Source organism: Janthinobacterium sp. GL_088 (assembly GCF_057837845.1).
The window spans coordinates 4,690,480-4,711,995 of sequence record NZ_CM174453.1 but is presented as its reverse complement, the minus strand read 5'-3'; the positions used below and the strand labels follow the sequence as shown (position 1 = coordinate 4,711,995).

The following is a 21,516-nucleotide window of genomic DNA, read 5'->3' as shown; positions in this document are numbered from 1 at the left end:
TATCAACATTGACAATGCCCTTCGGCACTGTCGGCCGCAAGCGGCTGTGGTTTGTTCCCATCATCGATGTTATTTAATTATTTCTACAATATATTGCGCAATATATTGTATGATCGAGACTCACCGAGGGGGAACATTAGAATGCGCTATCACTTATGTCTGCTTAAAACGCTGTCGGCACTGTCCATCATGTGCGCACCGGGCGCTTTTGCCGAGGAGCCAAGCATCTCGCGCAACGAAAAGAGCGAGATCATCGCCTCCCTCAATAGCACCTTGAATGCAAACTATGCGTTTCCTGACATCGCAAGAAAGATTGCGCCGGTGCTTCAGGCGCATCTGGCAAACGGAGATTATGACTCGGCGACGACGCAGGCAGCGTTTGCGAGCAAGCTGACGGACGATCTCATCAAAGTCAGCGGCGACCTGCATTTTTTCGTGGGTGCCGACGCAAAATGGATCGCGGAATTCAAGGCAAAGGCCAATCCGACGCTCAAGGCCAAGATACGCAAAGAAGAATCGAGCAGGCTGGAGGAGACCAATTTTGGTTTCGATGAGGTCGCTCGCCTGAAGGGAAATATCGGTTATATACGATTCAGCTATTTTGCCGATCCGGAGCTTGCCTATGATACGGCGGCGTCCGTTATGCGCTTCGTCGGCAATACGGACGCCCTCATTATCGATTTGCGCTATAACAATGGCGGGCATCTGGAAATGGCGCAGTTTCTAGCGAGCTATTTCTTCTCCAGCGAGAAAGACCAGCTGCTCTTTGACTACTATTACAATGAGGATGGCAAGCGTATCCAGCGCGGGCAATGGGTGCTGCCGGGCCTGCCAGGCAAGCGCATGGTGGACAAGCCGGTGTATATCCTGACCGGTTCCACGTCGTTTTCCTCCGCAGAATGGTTTTCCTATGCGATGAAAAAGCTCGGGCGAGCGACACTGATCGGGGAGCGGACCGCCGGTGGTGCGCATCCGGTTGCCCGCAAGCCCCTCAATGACGATTATTTCGTGCAAGTGCCGATCGGCCAGATCCAGGATCCCGTGGAGCATGGCGATTTCGAAGGAGTTGGCGTGCAACCCGATATTCCAAGCCCGTCCATTCGCGCGCTGCCTCTGGCGCACAAGCTGGCGCTTGAAAACCTGGCGAAGACCGATGACGCCAGGCGAACCGAACTTGCCTGGCTGCTCCCCAGCTTGACGGCAGCGATCGAGCGCCCGCATGTCGATGCCGGGCTGCTGACGAGCGCCGCCGGAAAATATGAAGGCCGCCAGCTCGTCCTGGACAATGGCACGCTCTACACTATCTGGCGCGACCGGTTTCGGGTCGCGCTTGAGCCGATCGGTCCCGACCTGTTCGCGGTGGAAGGCGTGTCGGGTTTTCGATACCGCTTGAATGTTTCGCGCGGGAAAGTGACGGCGCTGGAACGCGTGAACCAGGACGGCAGCATCCAGAGGTACAAGCGCCTTGACTAAGAAGACACCTCACCCGGCCGCGATCGATGACGCCGTGTTTCTCGGCCGAGCCGTCGAACGGCTGAGCATTCTGATCGCTGAGCAATCCCAGACCGTCTTCGATACGATGGGGATCGTCATCCCGGTGCGTTCGTGTTCGCTGATGACTGTTCTTGCCACGCTCGGCGCGGCCTCCGCTTCGGATCTGGCGCGCGAACTCGGACATTCGCACCAGTTGGTCATGCAAAAGATACCCAAGCTGCACCGCCTGGGTCTCATACAGTATCGGAATGATGACAATGATGCCCGGCGGCGGATATTTATGCCCACTGATGAGGGCTTGTCGCAGCTTGCAAAATTCGAGCAGTGCACTGTGCTGATACGGGCGGCCTATGCCGGCTTGTTTGCCGAGGTAGGGGACGTCAGGCAATTCGTGGATCGGGCCGCAGATGCGCTCAACGAGAGGCCGCTGGACAAACGCATCAATTCCCCGGCCTGACGCAGACGGTGTCCACTTCAGGCCACGAGCAGAGCGTTCCTGATGCTTGTCCGGGCGAGGCGGCCTGTTTCGCTGCTGTAGCAGTCGTTCGACTGATACAGCATGTGCTTGTATGCGGCGCCTTGTGCCTTGTCCCCGCCGTGCCGCGCTTCTAGACTGGGGCCTTCTCCACGCTGCGATTGACTGCCATGACCGAACTCCTGCCCCTGATGAGCTATTGCTTTGTGATGTCCGCCACGCCCGGGCCGAACAACGTCATGCTGGCCACCACCGGCGCCAATTTCGGCTATCGCGGTGCGCTGCCGGTGATCCTCGGCATCCAGGCCGGCATCTTTGTGCAGACCATGCTCATGTGCGTGGGGCTGGGCAGTGTGTTCGTCGCGTACCCGATGGCGCAGCAGGTGCTGCGCATCGCGGGCGCGCTGTACCTGATGTTCCTGGCCTGGAAGCTTGCCGGCGCCTCGGTGGCGGGAAGCAGCACAGCGAAAGCCGTGTCGTTTGCGCAGGCGGCGCTGTTTCAGGCGCTGAATCCCAAGAGCTGGCTCAAGGCGGTCACCATGGCGTCGGTCTTCATGCCTGCACAGGGCAACATGCTTGCCAGTGCGCTGCTGGTGTCCCTGATCGGCACCGTGGTGGGCACGCCGTGCAACGCCATGTGGGCGCTGTTCGGCGTCTCGATCCGCAGCCTGCTGAAAGCGCCCCGCAACCAGCGCATATTCAATCTGACGATGGGCGCCATCCTGCTGGTACTCGCCGTGATGTTTTTACGCTAGACTTCCACCCATGTTCGCCATCGACCGCTCCTCGCCCATCGCCCTGTTCAAGCAGATCGAGGCTGCATTGCGCCAGCAGATCGCGCAACGCGTCCTGCCTGGCGGCACCAGGCTGCCGTCGATCCGTCAGCTCGCCACGCAGCTCGCGGTCAGCACCAACACCGTGGTGGTGGCGTATGACCGACTGGTGGCCGCAGGCGTCATCGATACGCACGGCACGACAGGCTTCTTCGTCTGCGCCCCCACCGACGCCAGCCGCGCCATTCCCGACGAGGTGGCGCTGGAAGCGGGCCAGGAGCAGGAGCCGGTCTGGCTGAGCCAGCAAGTGAACGACCAGCGGCCGGGCGTGCTGCTGGCCAGCAGCGGCGCCTTGCCCCCCACCTGGCTGCAGGACGCGCTGCCGGCCGCCGCCGTGCAGCGTGGCCTGGCGCGCAGCGCGGCCGGCATGGCCTCGCGCTGTCCGCCGCAAGGGCTGGCCGAACTGCGCGAGCAGATCGCGCTGCTGTTGCGCGGCATCGGCATCGCCGCGGACGCCAGCCACATCCTCACCACTTTCGGCGGCACCCATGCCATCGATCTGATCTGCCGCACGTTTCTGCAGCCCGGCGATACGGTGCTGGTGGAAGACCCCGGATACTTCCTGATGTTCGGCAGGCTGCGCCAGGACGGCGTGCGCCTGGTGCCCATCAAGCGCCGCCCCGATGGCCTCGACCTGGACGAACTGGAAGCGGCTTGCCGCGCGCACCGTCCGCGTCTGCTGTTCATGCAGACGGCCTTGCACAATCCCACCGGGTGGAGCAGCAGCGCCGCCAACCTGCACAAGGTGCTGATTTTGGCGCAGCAGCATGGCTTCCTGATCGCCGAAGACGACGTGCACGGCCATTTCCAGCCGGGCCACAGCACGCGGCTGGCGTCGCTGTCCGGACTCGATGGCGTGATCTATTATTCGAGCCTGTGCAAGGCGCTGAGCCCGGCCCTGCGCATGGGCTACCTGGCCGCGGCGCCCAATCTGCTCAAGCTGCTGATGCGCACCAAGATCCATTCCATCATGACCTTGCCTGCGCTGAACGAATACGTGCTGCTGGAAGTGCTCAAGGCCGGCAACCTGCGCAAGCACCTGGAGCGGCTGCAACGCAAGATCATGGTGGCGCGCAACGCCAGCACGCGGCAACTGAGCGCGGCCGGCGTGCTGTTCGAGCAGCCCGGCGACGCAGGCATTTTCCTGTGGGGCAGCATGCCCGAAGGGCTGGACGTGGACTTGCTGGTGCAGGACGCCTACCGCAACAAGATCCTGCTGATGCGCGGCGCCGCGTTCTCGGCCAACGACACGCCCGACCAGCACATCCGCTTCAACGTCGCCTTCAGCCAGCATCCGCGCGTGAGCGCCTACCTTGAAGAACGCCTGCGCGCGGTGGCTGGCGCGCGCTCCAGCCTGGCCCGCGCCTTTCTTTAGTTTTTATTGGTATTCTGGAGGTACGATTTTTTCGTCAACGTGTGAGCAAGGAAGCGCCATGCACAAACAGATCATCCTCAACCTGCCCGTCAAGGACCTGGACACATCCAGGGCCTTCTTTTCCGCCCTTGGCTTTACCTTCGATCCCCGCTTCAGCGGCGAGAACGCGGCGTTCATGAACATCGTCGACGGCAGCATCCAGGCCATGCTGACGACCGAAGCCTTCTTCCAGTCGCTGATTGGCAAGCCGGTGGCGAAGGCGAAGGAGGCCAATGAAGTCGTCATTTGCCTCAGTTGCGAAAGCCGGGAAGAGGTGGACGGCCTGATTGCCAGGGCGGCCGCCGCCGGTGGCCGCATACCGCATCCGCCCGAAGACCATGGCTTCATGTATGACCAGGGCTTCGAGGATATCGATGGCCACCTGTGGAACCTGGTCTGGACGGCGCCGGAAGCCTGACGATTGAGGCTAACCGGCCGTATCAGTTCTTCGTGCGCACCTGGCGCACGTGGTTTTCCAGTTCGCTGAACGATGGGCGTTCCGTGGCGGAAATGACCTTGCGGCCGAATTCCACGGCCAGCGCCGGCGCATAGCCGTTCAGGCTGGCCAGCAGGGTCACTTTCACGCACTGGTACATCTTCGCCGTTTCATGGTGCTTGCGGCGCAGCAAGCTGGCCAGCGGCGCGATGAAACCGTAGGCCAGCAGGATGCCGATGAAGGTGCCCACCAGCGCCTGCGCGATCAGCACGCCCAGTTCGGCCGGCGGCAAGCCGACGGAGGCCATCGTGTGCACCACGCCCATCACGGCGGCCACGATGCCGAAGGCGGGCATGGCGTCGGCCAGCTGCGAAATCGTCTGGATCGGCATTTCCGCATCTTCGTGGTGCGTCTCGATCTCGTTATCCATCAGGTTTTCGATCTGGTAGGCGTCCATATTGCCCGACACCATCAGGCGCAGGTAATCGGTGATGAATTCCAGGATGTGCTCGTCACCGAGCGTGTACGGGTATTTTACGAAGATGGGGCTGCGGTACGGGTCGTCGATATCGTCCTCGACCGACATCAAGCCTTCCTTGCGGATCTTGCTGAGGATTTCATACATCAGGCCCATCAGCTCCATGTAGCGCGCCTTCGTGTATTGCGAGCCGTGGAACAGGGTGGGCAGGGCGGCGAACGTGGCGCGGATGGCCTTGGCGTCATTGCCGACAAAGAAGGTGCCCAGCGCGGCACCGCCGATCATCAGCAGTTCCAGCGGCTGGAACAGGGCACCCAGGTGACCGCCCTGCATGGCGAAGCCGCCAAAGACGGAAAACAGCACGACGAGAAATCCGAGTATGACTAGCAAAACCTACTCCTTCATAATATTGCCATATCGCAATATTGTAGTTTAACCTGATTTGGCCGCTGTGGCCGCTTCCGGCTGCAACTGCTCGATGAGAAAATTGATAAAAGCGCGCACTTTGGCGGGCAGCTGGTGGCGGCTCGGGTAGTAGGCGTACAGGTCGGCCGGCGCCAGCGCGTAATCGGCCAGCACCACACGCAGGCGGCCGCTGTCGAGGTAGCGCGTCAGGTCCCATTCCGAGCGCAGCAGGATGCCGTGCCCGTCCAGCGCCCAGCCCAGCACCACGTCGCCATCATTGCTGGCCACCGTGCCGCGCACCTTTACCGTGTGGGTGGCGCGGCCCCGGCTCAAACGCCAGATGCCGTAGGCGTCGTCATTCTGCCGGTGCACGATGCAGCGGTGCTGCGCCAGCTCGTCCGGGGTGTGCGGCGTGCCGTGCGCCTGCAGGTAGGCGGGCGAAGCGCACAGGAAGCGCCGGTTCGACATGATGCGCCGCGCCGACAGCCGCGTGTCGGGCAAGTCGCCGAAGCGGATGCCCAGGTCGTACGCCTGCTCGACCAGGTTGATGGGGCTGTCCGTCAGTTGCAGCTGCACTTCCAGCTGCGGGTGGCGCAGCGCGAATTGCGACAGCAGGGGCGCGATCACCGTGCGCCCGAAACCCAGGGTGGCGTTGACGCGCAGCAACCCGCGCGGCTGCGCGCTGCCGCTGGCCAGGGATTCTTCCATGGCGCGGATGTCGTCGAGGATTTGCCGCGCCTGTTGCAAATAGTTTTCGCCATCGCCCGTCAGGCTGATGCGCCGCGTGCTGCGGTTCAGCAAACGCACGCCCAGGCGCTGTTCCATCAGCAGCAATCGCTTGCTGACGGCGGGCGGCGTGATGCCCAGTTCGCGCGCCGTGGCCGACAGGCTGCCCAGCTTGGCCAGCAGCACAAAGAAGGCCATTTCCGTGGTGGCGTCGCTTTTCATTGTTAACTTCAAGTGAAGAATGGTTTAAATTGCTATCGATTATACGACTGCTTATCGCGGTTAAGCTGGCGTCACCATTCAAGCACAGGAGACCCGCATGAAAATCGTTGAAATCCGCGAAAAGACCATCCCCATCTCTTCCCCCATCCGCAACGCCTACATCGACTTCACGAAGATGACCCTGAGCCTGGTGGCCGTCGTCACCGACGTGATGCGCGACGGCAAGCCTGTCGTCGGCTACGGCTTCAATTCGAATGGCCGCTACGGCCAGGGCATGCTGATGCGCGAGCGTTTCATTCCCCGCATCCTCGACGCCGATCCGGCCAGCCTCGTGACGGATGACGGCGCCAACCTCGATCCGCACAAGGTGTGGGATTGCATGTACACCAATGAAAAGCCGGGCGGCCATGGCGAGCGCTCGGTGGCCATCGGCACCATCGACATGGCCATCTGGGATGCCGTGGCGAAGATCGAGAACAAGCCGCTGTTCCAGCTGCTGGCCGAACGCCATGGCACGGGCGTGCCGGACAAACAGGTGTTCGTGTATGCGGCGGGCGGCTATTACTATCCGGGCCAGAGCCTGTCCGCGCTGCAGGATGAGATGCGCAGCTATATCGACCGCGGCTACACGGTGGTCAAGAAAAAGATCGGCGGCGCCTCGCTCGATGAAGATTTGCGCCGCATCGACGCCATCATGGAGGTGCTGCAGGATGGGCAAAAACTGTGCGTGGATGCCAACGGCCGCTTCGATCTGGACACCTCGATCGCCTACGCCAAGGCGCTGCGCCAGTACGACCTGTTCTGGTATGAAGAGGCGGGCGACCCGCTCGACTTCGAGCTGCAATCGACCTTGCGCAGTTATTACGACAAGCCGATGGCGACGGGCGAAAACCTGTTTTCCATGCAGGATGCGCGCAACCTGATCCGCTACGGCGGCATGCGCGCCGACCGCGACTGGCTGCAGTTCGACTGCGCCCTCAGCTATGGCCTGGTGGAATACCTGCGCACCCTGGACATGCTGCACCAGCACGGCTGGTCGCGCAGCCGCTGCATCCCGCACGGCGGCCACCAGATGTCCTTGAATATCGCGGCAGGACTGGGCCTGGGCGGCAATGAATCGTACCCGGATTTATTCCAGCCGTTCGGCGGCTTCCCCGACGGCGTCAGGGTGGAAAATGGCCACATCACCATGCCGGACCTGGTCGGCATCGGCTTCGAGGGCAAGGCGAACCTGTATGCGGAAATGCGGGCGCTGAGCGGGCAGTAGGCCTCAGGCCGGCGCCTGGCGTTTCACCTGCGCGGCGGGGCTGGACTTCTCCCAGCGGAACAGCCACATGATGGCAAGCTTGGTCGTGGCACTGACGCAGGCCAGCAGCAGCAAAGGCCAGCCCGTCGATAGCCCCATGACGCAGGCAAAGAAGATGGTACTGATATCCATTGCCAGGATGAACTGACTCATTTTCAGGGACACTGCGCCCGTCTTGCCGGAGCGCCAGATCAGGCGGATCTGATGCGCATAGCCCTGCGCCAGCAGCACGGTGACGGCGACGATCAGGCTTTGCGAGATCACGCGCTTTTCATCCGTGAAGGTGGGGCCGAACAGCAATCCCGCCACACCCGCGCACAGCAGGAGCGCGCAGGTCAGCAGCGCGTTGCGCGATGCCACGCTGCGCCGGTCGCGGTCGATTTCATACAGGATGCCCAGCGCGATCAGCGAGGCGATCAGGCGCGGCCAGACGATGTAGTGGTTGAACGGCGTGATCGAATAGCCGTAGACGAAGAACGCGCAATACGCGAGGAAGCTGACGGTGAACTGGTTGAGCGACAGGACGTCCGTTGCCTGGCCTGCGCCCAAGTTGGCGTCGCGCTTGCGCCGCCAGATCTTTTGCAGCTGCGACCACAGGCCAAACAGGCTGACGATAATGAAAAGGGAATTGAGGCTGCCGGCGAGGGTGTACAGTGAACTGGATTGCAAGATGTCTCCCTGGAGGACAAGGCTGCCCTGTGAGACAGGCTGCCTTGTCTATACATTTTATTTGTGCAACATGCTCTCATGAAACAAATTGGCAGGCAAGCAATGCTTTTTCTGTTGCAGCCTGTTGCATCGAAACCTGTCTGAACTCACCTGTTCCTGTGCTTGCCCTTATAATCAGGGCATGACTTTCTTATCACATCGTGCCCGCTCCGTGCTGGGCACCTTCGGCAAAATGGCCGTTTCCCTGATTCTCCTGTTGACTGCACTGTGGGGCGCGCTGGCGCTGTGGTACCAGCTGTCCGGCGGCACGGCCGCGCAAGCCATCGGCGCGCTGCTGTGGGGCCTACTGGGCGTGGCCAGCATCGCGCTGTGGTGGATGCGCGGCGATGCGCGCGTGCTGCTGCCGTATGCGGCCGGATTTATCCTGCTGCTTCTGTGGTGGAGCCTGATCACGCCGAAACAGCAGCGCGTGTGGGCCGACGACGTGGCGCGCAATGTCACGGGCACGCTCAAGGGCAATCTCGTCACCCTGGACAATGTGCGCAATTTCGACTGGCGCAGCGATGACGACTACACGGTCAAATGGGAGCAGCGCAGCTACGACCTCGACGAACTGCGCACGGTGGACACGGCGCTGTCGTACTGGACGGGCCCCTACATTGCGCACACCCTGATCTCGTTCGGTTTTGCGGACGGGCGCTTTCTGACGTTTTCCATCGAAATCCGCAAGGAGAAGGGCGAGAGCTTTTCCGCCATCGGCGGCTTCTTCAAGCATTTCGAGATGAGCCTGATCGCCGCCGACGAGCGCGACATCCTGCGCGTGCGCACGAATGCGCGCGGCGAGGACATGCATCTGTACCGCGTGATGATGCCGAAAGCGGCCATGCGCTCGCTGTTCCTCGCTTACCTTGACGAAGCGCAAGCGCTGAAGAACCAGCCGCAGTTCTACAACACCCTGACGGCCAACTGCACCACCATCGTCTTCGAGATGGTGCGCCGCATCGTGCCTGGCTTGCCGCTCGACTACCGGCTGATGGCCTCGGGTTACCTGGACCGCTACCTGTTCGACGTCAAGGGCCTGGTGCCCGGCTTGAGCTTCCAGCAGCTGCGCGACGGCGGCCACGTCACGGCGCGCGCGCGCGCGGCCAACGACGACGCGGACTTTTCGCACGCCATCCGCCGCGGCATGCCGGGCTACGATGAAGCGGGCTTTCCGAAACTGCAAATGCCACGCCAGTAGCGGTCTGCCTTATACTGTCGCAATTCCGACCGGCCGCCTTTCGCGGCCGGTCTCACTTTACGAATAAAGAAGGCCCGTTATGCCATTTTCCTCACTGGGTCTGATTCCCGCCCTGGTCCGTGCCGTCGACAAGGCCGGCTATGCCGCGCCGACGGCCATCCAGGCGGCCGCTATTCCCGCCATCCTGCGCGGCAGCGACGTGCTGGGCGCGGCGCAGACGGGTTCCGGCAAGACGGCCGCCTACGCGCTGCCGCTGCTGCAGGCGCTGATGGCGCCCGCTTCCGGCCCGCGCCAGGTGCGCGCGCTGATCCTCGTGCCCACGCGCGAACTGGCGGCGCAGGTGGGGCAGACGGTGCACGCGCTGGCCAAGCCGCTGCCGATCAAACTGAAGATTTCCGTGCTGTTCGGCGGCGTGTCGATCAATCCGCAGATGATGGACTTGCGCGGCGGCGCCGATATCGTCGTCGCCACGCCGGGCCGCTTGCTGGACCTGGTGCGCCAGAACGCCGTGAAACTGGGCGGCGTGTCGCTGTGCGTGCTCGACGAGGCCGACCGCCTGCTCGACATGGGTTTTGCCGAGGAAATCAACGCCATCCTGGCGCTACTGCCGGGCAAGCGGCAAAACCTGTTTTTCTCCGCCACCTTCCCCGACAGCGTGCAGGCGCTGGCCGACAGCCTGCTCAAGGACCCCGTGCGCATCGAAGTGGCGTCCGAGCCGCAGGACAAGCCCGACATCGTGCAGCGCGCCATCACGGTCGACGTGCCGCGTCGCACGCAGCTGCTGCGCTACCTGATCCTGCAGCAGCAGTGGGAGCGCGTGCTGGTCTTTGTCGCCACCAAGTACGCGGCCGAACACGTGGCCGACAAGCTGCAGCGCGCGGGCCTGCACGTGGGCGCTTTCCACGGCGAATTCAGCCAAGGCACGCGCAGCCAGCTGCTGGCCGATTTCAAGGCGTGTCGCTTGCAGGTACTGGTCGCCACCGACGTGGCCGCGCGCGGCATCGACATCGCCGGCCTGCCGGCCGTCGTCAACTATGACTTGCCCCGCTCGGCCGTCGACTACACGCACCGCATCGGCCGCACGGGCCGCGCCGGCGAAAGCGGCACGGCCATCAGTTTCGTGACGGCCGACTCGGAAGCGCATTTCCGCCTGATCGAAAACCGCAATGACTTGCGCATCGTGCGCGAAGTGGTGGCCGGTTTCGAGCCGACGGAATTGCCAGCGCCCGTGAATTCCGTCACGGACACTGTCAACGGCGGCGTGAAGGGCGCGCGCAAGAGCAAGAAGGACAAATTGCGCGAAGCGGCCGCCAAGGCCGCCGGCGAACACTAAATCGCCCTTATGTGCGCTAGCCGCTTGAACGGCTGGCCGTCCCGCTTTAAGATGATGTTTCTATAAAGCAAGGGGACTGTTGATGCACATGACCTTCATCACGCGCGCGGGCGCTTTGGCTGGCGCGCTGGCGCTGGCCGGTTGCGCCGGCATGGGCGGAAAAAGTGATGGCGCCGGCATGCAGATGCCGGGCAAGACGCCGGCCGATGCCGCCGTGGCCGCCACCTGGTACAACCCGCCCAGCGAATTTCCCGGCATTTGCCTGACCCAGTTCAAGGATGGCAGCCTGCGTTTCGACGGCGGCTTCGCCTTCTTCAACCCGGGCCGCTGGGCCTACGATGCGGCCACGTCCGAGCTGCGGCTGCAACTGGCGCCGACGCCGTCGCTGGAACTGTCGCACGCGCAAACGGTGCTGCATCAGAACCTGCTGCGGGTCGAGGCGTCAAAGAACACGCTGGTGTACGCCGTGAAGGCCGACACGCAGGCCATCGGCCTGGGCGGCTTTGTGTTTTACCGCGACACACCTTGTCCTGCACGGCGCGGATAAATGCCAAAAAGGAACATTTAGTCGTATAATTTCAGCGCAAGCTGGCTGCCGCGCAAGACTCGCAAGACGGTCTCGCGCGGCAGATCCCCCTCCAGGCAAGCTCCGATATCGCCATGGCGATGAGAGGATGGTCCGATGGATGTGCACGACGAGCATGGTGTGCCAGGGACGGCGGTGCCTGCGGCGCCCCCGCGCACCTTGCTGCTGGTCGATGACGAGCCGAATATCCTCGCTTCCCTCAAGCGCCTGCTGCGGCGCGACGGCTACCATATCCTGACGGCCGGCAGCGGCCAGGAAGGGCTGGACGTGCTGGCCAGCCATGTCGTTGACGTGATCGTGTCGGACCAGCGCATGCCCGGCATGCTGGGCGCCGACTTCCTGCGCAAGGCCAAGCTGCTGTGCCCGCAAACCATCCGTATCATGCTGTCGGGCTATACCGAGTTGCAGGCCGTCACGGACGCCGTCAACGAGGGCGCCATCTTCAAATTCCTCACCAAGCCCTGGGAAGACCATCAGCTGCGCGAGCATATCGCCGAAGCCTTTCGCCTGAAGGGCATCGACGACGACAATGTGCGCCTCAATGCGCAGTTGCGCGACGCCAACCAGGCACTGGCGGCAGCCAATGCCGCCATGCAGGCGCTGGTGCGCCAGCAGCAGCATCAGATCAACCGCGATGAAGTCAGCCTGGGCATCGCGCGCGAAGTATTGCAATTCCTGCCGCTGCCCGTGATCGGGCTCGACGACGAAGGCATGATCGCCTTCATCAATACGGCGGCGGCCAACCTGTTCGAACGGGGCGCGGCCCTGTTGGGCAACGAGGCGGCGATCGTCTTGCCGCAACTGTTCGACGGGCAGGACACGCCCCGCCTGGCCGCCATCGACGGCCAGCCGTATGTCGTGGCAGTCCATCCGATGGGTCTGCATTCGCGCTCGCGCGGCAGCCTGGTTACCCTGAGTCGTCATGGAGTGGGTAAATGAGTGAAAGCATGAGCGAAAGCGGACGCGAGATTTCCATGGAGCAGGCGCAGGAAGGCATGGTGCTGGCCCAGGCGTTGAACGACGCCAGCGGCGCCGTGCTGCTGGCACAGGGCGCCACCCTGACGGCGGCGAACCTGACGGCCTTGCGCAGGCGCAATGTGGAGCGCTGCCACGTCGTCATGGACGAGGCGCCGGATCCCGCCGCGCAGGCGCATGCCGAGCAGGAACGCTTGCGCCACCTGGAACGGCTGGCCGTGCTGTTCCGCGCCACGCCGCCCGATTCCGCCGGGGCGGAACTGCTGGCGCTGCTGCAGCGCTACCGGCAAGGGGGCGCCGCATGACACGCCTCAGTTTTGAACACATCATCCGCCAGATACAGGAACTGCCTTCGCTGCCCGTGGTGGTGCTGGAGCTGCTGTCGAGTATGGACCAGGATGACACGGACGTGCATGTGCTGGCGCAAAAGATCGAACTGGACCAGGCCCTGGCGGCAAAGACCTTGCGCATCGCCAACTCCTCGTTCTACGGCATGCAATCGAAGGTCACCAGCATTCCGCAAGCCGTTTCCGTGCTGGGTTTTCACAGCATCCGCACCGTCGTCACGGCCTGCGCCCTGACGAGCAGCTTTGCACCCGTCAGCGGCGGCTTCGATTTCCAGGCGTTCTGGCGCCATTCGCTGGCCACGGCCATCGCCGCGCGCCTGCTGGCGCCGCACTTGCGCGTCAATCCCGAGACGGCATTCACGGCGGGTCTGCTGCACGACCTGGGCACCCTGGTGCTGGTGACGCGCTTCCCGGCCGAGCACGCGCTCGTGCGCAGCCACCGCCAGGCGCATGACTGCCAGATGGCCGAGGCGGAACTGGCCGTCATCGGCATCGATCACGCGCAGGTGGGCAGCGCCCTGGCCGCCTACTGGAAGTTTCCCGAGGCGATACAGCAGGCGGTGGCCGACCACCACGCCATCGACCGCCTGGACGCAGGCGGCTTGCCGCTGGCCGTGCACCTGGCCAATGCCGTCGCCCTGGCGCTCGACCTGGCCAACATCGACGATGCGCTGGTGCCGCCCCTGTCGCCCGCGGGCTGGCGCAGCGTCGCCCTGGACGAGCCGGCCTGGCTGGCGCTGCTGGGGCAAGCGGAACACACCTTCGATGAAATGTCGCGGATCATGCTGGCATGAACAGGATAGAGTCCATGGAAACCGATGCAGGAAAGGCATTGCCCGCCACGCCGGAACGCCGCCAGGGAGATTCCATCGCGCTGTCGGCGTTTTTCGATGGACATCCCGTGGCCACCTTCGCCATCGACACGGACCACGTGGTAACGCACTGGAACAGCGCCTGCGAACAGTTGCTGGGCTTTACGGCCGCCGAGATGGTCGGCACGCGCGACCACTGGAAGGCGTTTTATCCGCAGCCGCGCGCCTGCCTGGCCGATCTGCTGGTGGCCGACGATATCGCGTTCGGCGAAAATGAACTCTACCTTGGCAAGCTGAAGCGCTCTCCCGTGATTCCCGGCGCCTACGAAGCCGAGGATTACTTTGCCGATATCGGCCCCGACGGCCACTGGCTGCATTTCACGGCGGCGCCCCTGCGCGACCGCCAGGGACGCCTGGTAGGCGCCATCGAAACCCTGCGCGACGTGAGCGAGCGGCGCCTGGCGGAACTGGCGCTGCGCAAGGCGCACGACAACCTGGAACACCTGGTGGCCAAGCGCACGGCCCAGCTGGCGGAAATGAACGAGCGCCTGGCCGATGATATCCGCCAGCGCCAGATCGCCGATCTGGAATTGCGCGAGCGCAACCTGGCCCTGACGGAATTGAACAGCAAGCTGTCGCTGGCCCAGCAAAAGCTGCTGCAATCGGAAAAACTGGCCTCGATCGGCCAGCTGGCCGCCGGCGTGGCGCACGAGATCAACAATCCCATCGGCTATGTGTTTTCCAATGTCGGCACCCTGGAAGGCTACCTGGATGACCTGTTCAGCATGCTCGACGCCTACGAGGAAGCGGAGCCGGCCGTCGCCGACCCCGTGGTGGCGGCGCGCCTGCGGGCGCTGCGCGAGCAGATCGACCTGGACTTCCTGCGCACCGACATACCGATGCTGATGGGCGAGTCGAAGGAAGGCATTTCGCGCGTGCGCCGCATCGTGCAGGACCTGAAGGATTTTTCGCGCACGGATGCGCACCAGGAGTGGGTCTGGGCCGACCTGCGCCAGGGCATCGACACCACGCTCAATATCGTGAATAACGAAGTCAAGTACAAGGCCGACGTGATGCGCGAGTATGGCGACATTCCCGATATCGAATGCCAGCCTTCCGAGCTGAACCAGGTGATCATGAACCTGGTCGTCAACGCGGCCCACGCCATGGGCGAGGCGCGCGGACGCATCACCCTGCGCACGGGCAGCGACAACGCGGCGGAAGTGTGGATCGAGGTCGAGGACACGGGCGGCGGCATCGCGCCCGAACACCTGTCGCGCATCTTCGACCCGTTCTTCACCACCAAGGCCGTCGGCAAGGGCACGGGGCTGGGCCTGTCGCTGGCCTACACGACGGTACAGAAACACCATGGCCGCATCGACGTGCGCAGCATCATCGGCCGCGGCACCACCTTCCGCATCACCTTGCCCGTGCGCCAGGCGCAGGCCGTCGCACCATGACCGAACAGGACAGCATGTATACGAGCACCAGCATCGCGCCGCCCACCATCCTGTGCGTCGACGACGAACCGAATATCCTGTCCTCGCTGCGGCGTTTGTTCCGCCCGCACGGCTACCGCGTGCTGACGGCCGATGGCGGCGCGGCCGGCCTGACCCTGCTCGAGAGCGAGACGGTGGACCTGGTCATCTCCGACATGCGCATGCCGCACATGGATGGCGCGCAATTCCTGGCCCAGGTGCGCCAGCGCTGGCCCTCCACCATGCGTTTGCTGCTGACCGGCTATGCCGACATTCAGTCCATCCTCGACGCCATCAACCAGGGCGAAATCTACCGCTACGTGACCAAGCCGTGGGACGACAACGATATCGTCCTGGTGGTGCGCCACGCGCTGGAACGGCGCGCGCTGGAGCAGGAAAAGCTGCGTCTGGAAGCGCTGACGGCCAGCCAGAACGTGGAACTGCAGGCGCTCAACGCCAGCCTGGAAGCGAAGGTGGCCACGCGCACGCAGCAGCTGAAACTGTCGCACGACGAGGTGCAGGCGGCCAATGAACGCCTGAAGGCCACGTTCGTGACGACGATCAAGGTGTTTTCCAACCTGATCGAGATGCGCGGCGGCAAGCTGGCCGGCCATGCGCGCAGGGTGGCCGAGCTGTCGCGCAAGCTGGCGCAGGCGCTGGGCCTGGAAGGGCAGGAGGCGCGCGACGTGTTCATCGCGGCCCTGCTCAAGGATATAGGCAAGCTCAGCTTGAGCGATGACGTGCTGGAATTGCCGGCCAGCGCCTGGAATGGCGAGCAGCTGGCCGCCTTCCGAAAGCATCCGCTGCGCGCCGAACAATTGCTGATGGCGCTGGAGGAATTGCGCGCCGTCTCCGTGATCCTGCGCTCGCAGCTCGAGCGCTTCGACGGCGCCGGCTTTCCCGATGGCCTGGTGGGCCTGGCCATTCCCATGGGCGCGCGCATCCTGGCGCTGGCGTCGGACTATGACGGCTTGCAGATCGGCGCCATGGTGCAGCGCAGCCTGCGCGCCGACGAGGCCCGCACCCTGATCTATGACAGCGTCGGCAAGCGCTACGACCCCGCCGTGGTAGCCGCTTTCCGCGGCCTCATGGAAGAGACGGAGCCGCCGGCGCGCGACCTGACCGTGCTGTCGGGCCAGCTTGAGCCTGGCATGGTGCTGTCGCGCGACCTGATCAGCCGCGATGGCCTGATGCTGCTGGCCGCCGAACACGTGCTGACGGCGCGCGTGATCAGCCAGCTGCTCGACTTCGAAGGCAAGAATGGCGGACGCCTGAGTATCCGCGTGTACGCGCCCTTGAAGGAATGCTAGGGCGGGAAGGTTAGGGCGTTGGCTGGGCCGCCGGCGGTGTGACGGGCAGGTGCACGGTAAAACGCGTGCCGCGGCCCACTTCCGAGGCCACCTCGATGCGTCCGCCATGCTTGTTGACGATGCCGTACGACAGCGACAGGCCCAGGCCCGTGCCGCTGCCGACGGCCTTGGTCGTGAAGAACGGCTCGAAGATGCGCTTCAGGTGCTCGGGCGCGATGCCGGCGCCCGTGTCGCCGATTTCCACCCACACCCAGTCGCCCGCGTGCCCCGTGCGGATGCTGATCACGCCGTCGCTGCTGATGGCCTGGCCTGCGTTGACGAGCAGGTTCATGAAGACCTGGTTCAGCTGCGAGGCCAGGCACAGTATCTGCGGCAGCTCGCCATAGTGTTTTTCGATGCGCGCCTTGTATTTCAATTCGTTGGCGACGATATTCAGCGTGCTGTCCAGGCCCGCATGCAGGCTGGCCACTTGCCAGTCCGTCTCGCCCACGTGGGAAAAATCTTTCAGCGCCTGCACGATGTCGCGCACGCGCTTCAAGCCATCCATCGATTCGCGCACCAGGTCGCCGATGTCGTCCTGCAGGAAGGCCAGGTCGGCCTGCGCGCGCACCTGGGCCACTCTGCCGGCCAGGGCCGGGCCATCGAGCGGCTCGCCCATCGCCGCTTCATACTGGGCGATGACGTCGAACAGGGTGCCGACATAGCCTTGCAGCGAACTCATGTTGGAATTGACGAAGCCGATCGGGTTATTGATTTCATGCGCGATGCCGGCCGCCAGTTGGCCGATGGAGGCCATCTTTTCCGATTGCAGCAGCTGGTCGTGGGCTTCTTGCAACTTGCTGATCAGTAGTTGCTGCTCTTCGCCGCGCGCCTGCAGCATCGCTTCCATGCCCTTGCGTTCCGTGATGTCCGTCAGCGAGCCGATCACCTCGAACGGCACGCCGTGATCGTCGCGCACGAGGCGCAGGCTGTCGTGCATCCACAGATAGCTGCCGTCGCGCACGCGGAAGCGGTACTCGTAGGCGCGCGCGCCTTCGACGAAGATCTGCGCCAGGCTGGAAAAGATGCCGGGCGCATCGTCGGGGTGGATGTGGTCGAACCAGAAATTGGGATCGGCAACCATCTCCTCTGGCTGGTAGCCCAGCACGTTGAGGGCATTGTTGCTGACAAAGGTCATCTTGAAGTCGCCGCTGGGCACGGTGCAATAGATGATGGAAGGTGTATTGTCGAGCAGGTATTGCAGGCGCACGGCCGTGGCGGCCGACGCGTCATCGCCAGGCGCCGCGCCGGCATGCCGGCCGGTATCGGGAGTGGAAAGGTCGAAATCCTCGAACTGCATCGTCACACCTCGCTGCCTGCACGGCCTTGATGTCATCCTCGCTCGATTATGCCTGATTCTGCCTGCCTTGGGCCGCCATCGGCGCGCTCAAGGCGCCAGCGGCTGCTCGACGATCGCCATGCGCCGCGCGATGCGCTGCGCCGCTTGCGTGTCGCCCGCCTGTTCGGCGCGCAGGCGCTGCACGCCCAGCCACGCCAGCAGCGGCCGGCGCCAGCCCTGGTCCGATGCCGTGGCGACGGCCGTATCGAGCAGCGCCGGCGTGGCGCGGCCCGAGCGCAGCAGCACGCCGGCCGCCACCAGTTGCGACAGCGGATCCTTGATGGCGGCCACGGTGCTGGCGGCGGCCGTGTCGGAGCTGGCGCCGGCGGCCGCGCGCTGCGTTTCCGGCAGCAGGGCGACGTCGGCCGCCTGCGCCTTGCCGGCCAGCCAGGCCGCATACGCGCGGTCGGCGGCTGTCGCGTCAGCTTGCAGGGCGTCAAAGCCGGCGCAGTCCTCGAACGCCAGGCTGGCCACGCGCGCGGCGCAGCGCAGCAGTTCGATGCGCGCCACGAGTTCAAGCTTGCCCGTACCGGCCACCTGGCTGCGGGCGCGCCGGAATTCCGTCTGCTCGACCAGAGCGTTGCCATTCAAGTAGGCCGCTTGAAAACGTTCGACGGAACTTTGCGCATTCATTTTCCAGTCCGGCACGGGCGGGCCGCTGGAGCAGGCTGCCAGCGCGGTGCACAACAATGCGGCCAGGGCGGACAAGGTGACATTGCGTTTTCTCATGGCAGTTTGATCTCCGGATTGCGCTTGAACGGCCATTTGCGGTTGATTTCATTGACCAGTTGCTCGACCTTGCGCAGATTGCTTTCCACGTCGGCGCGCAGCGGACCCAGGTCGGCTGTGGCCGCCTTGGCATTGGCACCCACGGCTTGCGCCTCGACCAGCACGGCGTCGACTTTTTTCAGGCTGTTGCGGGTGTCGGCCAGCAGCGCGTTCAGCTGCACGATGGTCGCCTGCGCATCCGTCATCACGCCTTTTTCGCCGAAGACGCGCGTATCGGCATTGGCCACCAGGCCATCCGTGCGGCGCGCCAGCTGGTCGGCCGTGATCAGCAGGGCGTTGGCCCGCTCGATCAGCAGGCGCGACTGTTTGTCGTCGCCCGTCAGCAAGCCCATGGCACCGCCCGGACCGCTGAGCTTGCCGGTGACGGCCTGCACATTGCGCATGGTGCCGTCGAGCGCGGAATCGGTACCTGTCAGGTTGCCCAGGTTGTTGAGCAAATCCTTGGCGGCGGCCAGCAGGCGGGGAATTTCCGCCGCCATGTCGCCTACCAGCAAGTCGCGCGTGGCGTCGTCTGGCAGTGGCGGGTCCGTCAGGATGCCGCTGTAGGCGCGCAGCTTGGCGCCGCCCACGATGCCCCGTTCCAGGGTGAAGATGGAGCTGGTGCGCAGCCAGTGCGCATCTTTTCGCGGCACGTCGATGATGACGCGCGCGCGGCCGTCCGGCGCCAGTTCGATGCGCTGCACGCGGCCGATGGGAAAGCCGGAAAAGGTCAGGTCGGCGCCCACGCCGACGCCGTCGGAATCGTCGGCCGTCAGCACCAGGGTTTGCGTTGCCTCAAAGGCGCCACGCGCATACATCAGGTAGACGACGGAGCCGACCACCAGCACGAACATGAAGACGAGCAGAATGGCCGCCTTCAATTCGGCGTGGCGCACGGGCGGCGGGGCGGGCAGGACAGCGTCGGGCGCCGTGACGTCGGTCTGGTCGGGATTCGGTGGCTGGCTCTGGCTCATGGCTTCTGGCTCTCGTATGGATGGTTCGGGGATCGCTGGCGGTGGCGGGCGGGGCATCAGTAGTAATTGCCCATCAGCGAAGCCACTTCGACCAGCAGGATGACGGAAAACAGGCGCAGCATTTCAGACAGTCCGTGCGCGGCCCACAGGCGGTTGCGCCGGCCATGCGGCTCTTCCGGGTAGTAGGACGAGGCCAGCGGGATCAGGGCCACTGCAAAGCTGAAGAAGATGACCTTGAGCATCAGGATCAGGGCCACGGCCGGATTGAAGATCTGCCCCACGACGCGCGTGTAGCCTTGCAGCGCCCACGGGGTAAAACCGTAGATGGTGATGTAGGCGAGGATCAGCGAAGTGACGCAGCTGACGATGGCCAGCATCCACACGGCAAAGATGCCGGACATGACGCGTGGAAAGTACTCGCGGCGCAGCAGGTCGACGCCCTGGCGCTGCATGGTATCGAGCATGCCGGAAGAACGCATTTGCGCAAACGCAATGCCGTCGGGCAGGGTCAGGCGCAGCGCAACGAACAGGGCGGCCGTCAGCGGTATCAATTCCAGCACCAGCACGCGCACCACCATTTCCAGCGCATAGCGCGACAGGCCGTAGCTTTGCGCGCTGACGACGACGATGCGTATCAGCACCAGGCTGACCAGCGCGCAGGCCACGCTGAACCACACGAGATTGGGCGCCGTATTGGTCACGAGGCGGTGCGCGAGGATGGGGCGGTTGTCGCGGTTATAGCTCGACGGCGACAGGGCCAGCGAAAACACGAGGATGGCGAAATGCAGCATGCGCCACCAGCTGACCAGCCAGGCCATGGTGGCCCGGTGCAGGCGGCGCAGGCTGATGATGAGGGAGACGGATAGGGTCATCATGGCATCTTAACATTGGATGCGTTCGATACAAACGATTGTCCAGCCGTGCGCGGGTGGCCCGCTATTGCCCCGCCACGCTGGCGATGATGGCATCGGCCGCCGCGCGCACGCGGGCAGAGCGGTTCAGGTCGGCATGCATGACCAGCCACACGTCGTAGCTTTCCGCCCGCTCGGGCCAGATGCGCACGAGGAGCGGGTCGATGTCGCCCAGGTGGGTGGCCAGCTCGGCCACGCCCAGGCCTGCGCGCGTGGCTTCCTGCAGCATCGCCGCCGAATTGACTTCCATGGCGACCCGGGCGTTGGCGACGGATTCGCCGGCCAGTTTTTCCGCGTGACGGGGCGCCACGGAATGGTGGTAGATGACGATGTCGTGGCCGGCCAGCGCCGTGCCGCGCACGGGTTCGCCCCGCTGCGCCAGGTAGGTTTTTGACGCGTACAGGCCCAGGCTGCGCTTGACCAAGTGGCGCGAGATCAGGTCCGGGTCGGTGGGACGCACGCCGCGCACGGCCAGGTCCGCTTCGCGCCGCGTCAGGCTGGCCAGCTGCGGCGCCACGTGCAGCACGATGCGGATGTCCGGATGGGCCGCGTGCAGCTGCTGCATGGCGCGGATGACGAAATGGCTGGCCATGGTGTCGGTGGTTGCCACGCGCACCAGGCCGGACAGGCGGTTGTCTACGCCCTGCATCTCGCGTTGCAGCTTGTCGGCCGCCCGTTCCATCGCTTCGGCCGCCGTGAGCGCCAGCTCGCCGGCCGGCGTGGGCACGTAGCCCGACGGCGTGCGCAGGAACAGGGTGGCGCCCAGCGAGCTTTCCAGCGCGGCCAGGCGGCGCCCGCAGGTGGCCTGGTCGATGCGCAGCAGGGCCGCCGCGCCGCGCAGGGTGCCGGCCCGGCCGATGGCCAGAAAGATGCGCGCGTTATCCCAATCCATGAGCCCAGTCCATATTCTTGTCTTTGTTTTCTGATGCAATTTTGCATCAAGGTG

22 protein-coding genes are annotated in these 21,516 nt (G+C 64.2%); 14 read left to right on the top strand and 8 right to left on the bottom strand.

Translation table 11 applies throughout. From position 1 onward, the window contains the following. Positions 1–141 precede the first annotated feature (141 nt). The 5 genes from AC3IQ7_RS20930 to AC3IQ7_RS20910 all read left to right on the top strand — a co-directional run bounded on the left by AC3IQ7_RS20930 (position 142) and on the right by AC3IQ7_RS20910 (position 4,634). On the top strand, positions 142–1,473 hold the full coding sequence (locus AC3IQ7_RS20930; protein ID WP_489207226.1) for a S41 family peptidase: 1,332 nt from the start codon (positions 142–144) through the stop codon (positions 1,471–1,473). Next, the gene (locus AC3IQ7_RS20925; RefSeq protein ID WP_489207225.1) at positions 1,466–1,951 is read left to right on the top strand and encodes a MarR family winged helix-turn-helix transcriptional regulator; all 486 of its coding nucleotides are present in this window, start codon (positions 1,466–1,468) and stop codon (positions 1,949–1,951) included. The genes AC3IQ7_RS20930 and AC3IQ7_RS20925 overlap by 8 nt, the downstream gene beginning before the upstream one ends. A 188-nt stretch (positions 1,952–2,139) precedes the next feature. Then, positions 2,140–2,724 (top strand): LysE family translocator, encoded by a 585-nt coding sequence (locus tag AC3IQ7_RS20920; protein ID WP_489207224.1) that lies wholly within the window; start codon positions 2,140–2,142, stop codon positions 2,722–2,724. A 10-nt stretch (positions 2,725–2,734) separates the two neighbouring features. Then, the gene (locus tag AC3IQ7_RS20915; RefSeq protein ID WP_489207223.1) at positions 2,735–4,177 is read left to right on the top strand and encodes an aminotransferase-like domain-containing protein; all 1,443 of its coding nucleotides are present in this window, start codon (positions 2,735–2,737) and stop codon (positions 4,175–4,177) included. Positions 4,178–4,235: 58 nt separating this feature from the next. Beyond that, positions 4,236–4,634 (top strand): VOC family protein, encoded by a 399-nt coding sequence (locus AC3IQ7_RS20910; protein WP_099400455.1) that lies wholly within the window; start codon positions 4,236–4,238, stop codon positions 4,632–4,634. Between the two features lie 22 nt (positions 4,635–4,656). Here the strand turns inward: AC3IQ7_RS20910 and motA are convergent, their stop codons facing one another. Next, positions 4,657–5,520 carry a flagellar motor stator protein MotA gene (motA, locus tag AC3IQ7_RS20905; RefSeq protein WP_034779327.1) on the bottom strand — a complete coding sequence of 288 codons (864 nt, stop codon included), beginning with the start codon at positions 5,518–5,520 and terminating at the stop codon, positions 4,657–4,659. 42 nt (positions 5,521–5,562) lie between these two features. Further along, on the bottom strand, positions 5,563–6,483 hold the full coding sequence (locus tag AC3IQ7_RS20900) for a LysR family transcriptional regulator (protein WP_489207222.1): 921 nt from the start codon (positions 6,481–6,483) through the stop codon (positions 5,563–5,565). Positions 6,484–6,580: 97 nt separating this feature from the next. Between AC3IQ7_RS20900 and AC3IQ7_RS20895 the strand changes: the two genes are divergently transcribed. Further along, entirely contained in the window at positions 6,581–7,750 is a 1,170-nt protein-coding gene (locus AC3IQ7_RS20895) for a mandelate racemase/muconate lactonizing enzyme family protein (protein ID WP_489207221.1), read from the top strand. A gap of 3 nt (positions 7,751–7,753) precedes the next feature. Here the strand turns inward: AC3IQ7_RS20895 and AC3IQ7_RS20890 are convergent, their stop codons facing one another. Then, complete coding sequence (locus AC3IQ7_RS20890) at positions 7,754–8,458, bottom strand: hypothetical protein (RefSeq protein ID WP_489207220.1); 705 nt, start codon at positions 8,456–8,458, stop codon at positions 7,754–7,756. Positions 8,459–8,639: 181 nt separating this feature from the next. Between AC3IQ7_RS20890 and AC3IQ7_RS20885 the strand changes: the two genes are divergently transcribed. From AC3IQ7_RS20885 to nosR, 8 genes are all read left to right on the top strand, one after another. Further along, positions 8,640–9,698, top strand: coding sequence for an Lnb N-terminal periplasmic domain-containing protein (locus tag AC3IQ7_RS20885; RefSeq protein ID WP_489207219.1), 1,059 nt, complete (start codon positions 8,640–8,642; stop codon positions 9,696–9,698). Positions 9,699–9,777: 79 nt separating this feature from the next. Beyond that, complete coding sequence (locus AC3IQ7_RS20880; protein ID WP_489207218.1) at positions 9,778–11,031, top strand: DEAD/DEAH box helicase; 1,254 nt, start codon at positions 9,778–9,780, stop codon at positions 11,029–11,031. An 82-nt stretch (positions 11,032–11,113) separates the two neighbouring features. Continuing rightward, positions 11,114–11,578, top strand: coding sequence for a hypothetical protein (locus AC3IQ7_RS20875; protein WP_099378372.1), 465 nt, complete (start codon positions 11,114–11,116; stop codon positions 11,576–11,578). Positions 11,579–11,713: 135 nt separating this feature from the next. Continuing rightward, positions 11,714–12,556, top strand: coding sequence for a response regulator (locus AC3IQ7_RS20870; RefSeq protein WP_099378373.1), 843 nt, complete (start codon positions 11,714–11,716; stop codon positions 12,554–12,556). Continuing rightward, a complete protein-coding gene (locus AC3IQ7_RS20865; protein ID WP_099378374.1) occupies positions 12,553–12,897 on the top strand; it encodes a hypothetical protein in 345 nt (114 codons plus the stop codon). Before AC3IQ7_RS20870 ends, AC3IQ7_RS20865 begins: the two co-directional genes overlap by 4 nt. Beyond that, on the top strand, positions 12,894–13,733 hold the full coding sequence (locus AC3IQ7_RS20860) for an HDOD domain-containing protein (protein ID WP_489207217.1): 840 nt from the start codon (positions 12,894–12,896) through the stop codon (positions 13,731–13,733). The genes AC3IQ7_RS20865 and AC3IQ7_RS20860 overlap by 4 nt, the downstream gene beginning before the upstream one ends. A gap of 14 nt (positions 13,734–13,747) precedes the next feature. Next, on the top strand, positions 13,748–15,211 hold the full coding sequence (locus AC3IQ7_RS20855; RefSeq protein ID WP_322428327.1) for an ATP-binding protein: 1,464 nt from the start codon (positions 13,748–13,750) through the stop codon (positions 15,209–15,211). Next, a complete protein-coding gene (gene nosR / locus AC3IQ7_RS20850) occupies positions 15,208–16,539 on the top strand; it encodes a response regulator c-di-GMP phosphodiesterase, NosR family (protein ID WP_489207216.1) in 1,332 nt (443 codons plus the stop codon). The genes AC3IQ7_RS20855 and nosR overlap by 4 nt, the downstream gene beginning before the upstream one ends. 10 nt (positions 16,540–16,549) lie before the next feature. Here nosR and AC3IQ7_RS20845 read toward each other — a convergent pair whose 3' ends face one another. The 5 genes from AC3IQ7_RS20845 to AC3IQ7_RS20825 all read right to left on the bottom strand — a co-directional run bounded on the left by AC3IQ7_RS20845 (position 16,550) and on the right by AC3IQ7_RS20825 (position 21,462). Further along, positions 16,550–17,878, bottom strand: a complete 1,329-nt coding sequence (locus tag AC3IQ7_RS20845; protein WP_489207215.1) for an ATP-binding protein — start codon at positions 17,876–17,878, stop codon at positions 16,550–16,552. An 87-nt stretch (positions 17,879–17,965) separates the two neighbouring features. Next, complete coding sequence (locus tag AC3IQ7_RS20840) at positions 17,966–18,646, bottom strand: hypothetical protein (RefSeq protein WP_489207214.1); 681 nt, start codon at positions 18,644–18,646, stop codon at positions 17,966–17,968. After that, positions 18,643–19,659 carry an MlaD family protein gene (locus tag AC3IQ7_RS20835; protein WP_489207213.1) on the bottom strand — a complete coding sequence of 339 codons (1,017 nt, stop codon included), beginning with the start codon at positions 19,657–19,659 and terminating at the stop codon, positions 18,643–18,645. Before AC3IQ7_RS20835 ends, AC3IQ7_RS20840 begins: the two co-directional genes overlap by 4 nt. Positions 19,660–19,715: 56 nt before the next feature. Further along, positions 19,716–20,531 (bottom strand): MlaE family ABC transporter permease, encoded by an 816-nt coding sequence (locus tag AC3IQ7_RS20830; RefSeq protein WP_035827750.1) that lies wholly within the window; start codon positions 20,529–20,531, stop codon positions 19,716–19,718. Positions 20,532–20,595: 64 nt separating this feature from the next. Beyond that, positions 20,596–21,462 carry a LysR family transcriptional regulator gene (locus tag AC3IQ7_RS20825; protein WP_322428330.1) on the bottom strand — a complete coding sequence of 289 codons (867 nt, stop codon included), beginning with the start codon at positions 21,460–21,462 and terminating at the stop codon, positions 20,596–20,598. Between the last annotated feature and the right edge of the window lie 54 nt (positions 21,463–21,516).

Bases quoted from the DNA above. Each gene is read 5' to 3' on its own strand.
- AC3IQ7_RS20835 (WP_489207213.1), bottom strand. From the start codon at position 19,659: ATGAGCCAGAGCCAGCCACCGAATCCCGACCAGACCGACGTCACGGCG.
- AC3IQ7_RS20860 (WP_489207217.1), top strand. From the start codon at position 12,894: ATGACACGCCTCAGTTTTGAACACATCATCCGCCAGATACAGGAACTG.
- AC3IQ7_RS20825 (WP_322428330.1), bottom strand. From the start codon at position 21,462: ATGGATTGGGATAACGCGCGCATCTTTCTGGCCATCGGCCGGGCCGGC.
- AC3IQ7_RS20920 (WP_489207224.1), top strand. From the start codon at position 2,140: ATGACCGAACTCCTGCCCCTGATGAGCTATTGCTTTGTGATGTCCGCC.
- AC3IQ7_RS20875 (WP_099378372.1), top strand. From the start codon at position 11,114: ATGCACATGACCTTCATCACGCGCGCGGGCGCTTTGGCTGGCGCGCTG.
- AC3IQ7_RS20910 (WP_099400455.1), top strand. From the start codon at position 4,236: ATGCACAAACAGATCATCCTCAACCTGCCCGTCAAGGACCTGGACACA.
- AC3IQ7_RS20930 (WP_489207226.1), top strand. From the start codon at position 142: ATGCGCTATCACTTATGTCTGCTTAAAACGCTGTCGGCACTGTCCATC.
- AC3IQ7_RS20885 (WP_489207219.1), top strand. From the start codon at position 8,640: ATGACTTTCTTATCACATCGTGCCCGCTCCGTGCTGGGCACCTTCGGC.
- AC3IQ7_RS20855 (WP_322428327.1), top strand. From the start codon at position 13,748: ATGGAAACCGATGCAGGAAAGGCATTGCCCGCCACGCCGGAACGCCGC.
- nosR (WP_489207216.1), top strand. From the start codon at position 15,208: ATGACCGAACAGGACAGCATGTATACGAGCACCAGCATCGCGCCGCCC.
- AC3IQ7_RS20865 (WP_099378374.1), top strand. From the start codon at position 12,553: ATGAGTGAAAGCATGAGCGAAAGCGGACGCGAGATTTCCATGGAGCAG.
- AC3IQ7_RS20830 (WP_035827750.1), bottom strand. From the start codon at position 20,531: ATGACCCTATCCGTCTCCCTCATCATCAGCCTGCGCCGCCTGCACCGG.
- AC3IQ7_RS20840 (WP_489207214.1), bottom strand. From the start codon at position 18,646: ATGAGAAAACGCAATGTCACCTTGTCCGCCCTGGCCGCATTGTTGTGC.
- AC3IQ7_RS20915 (WP_489207223.1), top strand. From the start codon at position 2,735: ATGTTCGCCATCGACCGCTCCTCGCCCATCGCCCTGTTCAAGCAGATC.
- AC3IQ7_RS20870 (WP_099378373.1), top strand. From the start codon at position 11,714: ATGGATGTGCACGACGAGCATGGTGTGCCAGGGACGGCGGTGCCTGCG.
- AC3IQ7_RS20900 (WP_489207222.1), bottom strand. From the start codon at position 6,483: ATGAAAAGCGACGCCACCACGGAAATGGCCTTCTTTGTGCTGCTGGCC.
- AC3IQ7_RS20845 (WP_489207215.1), bottom strand. From the start codon at position 17,878: ATGCAGTTCGAGGATTTCGACCTTTCCACTCCCGATACCGGCCGGCAT.
- AC3IQ7_RS20880 (WP_489207218.1), top strand. From the start codon at position 9,778: ATGCCATTTTCCTCACTGGGTCTGATTCCCGCCCTGGTCCGTGCCGTC.
- AC3IQ7_RS20895 (WP_489207221.1), top strand. From the start codon at position 6,581: ATGAAAATCGTTGAAATCCGCGAAAAGACCATCCCCATCTCTTCCCCC.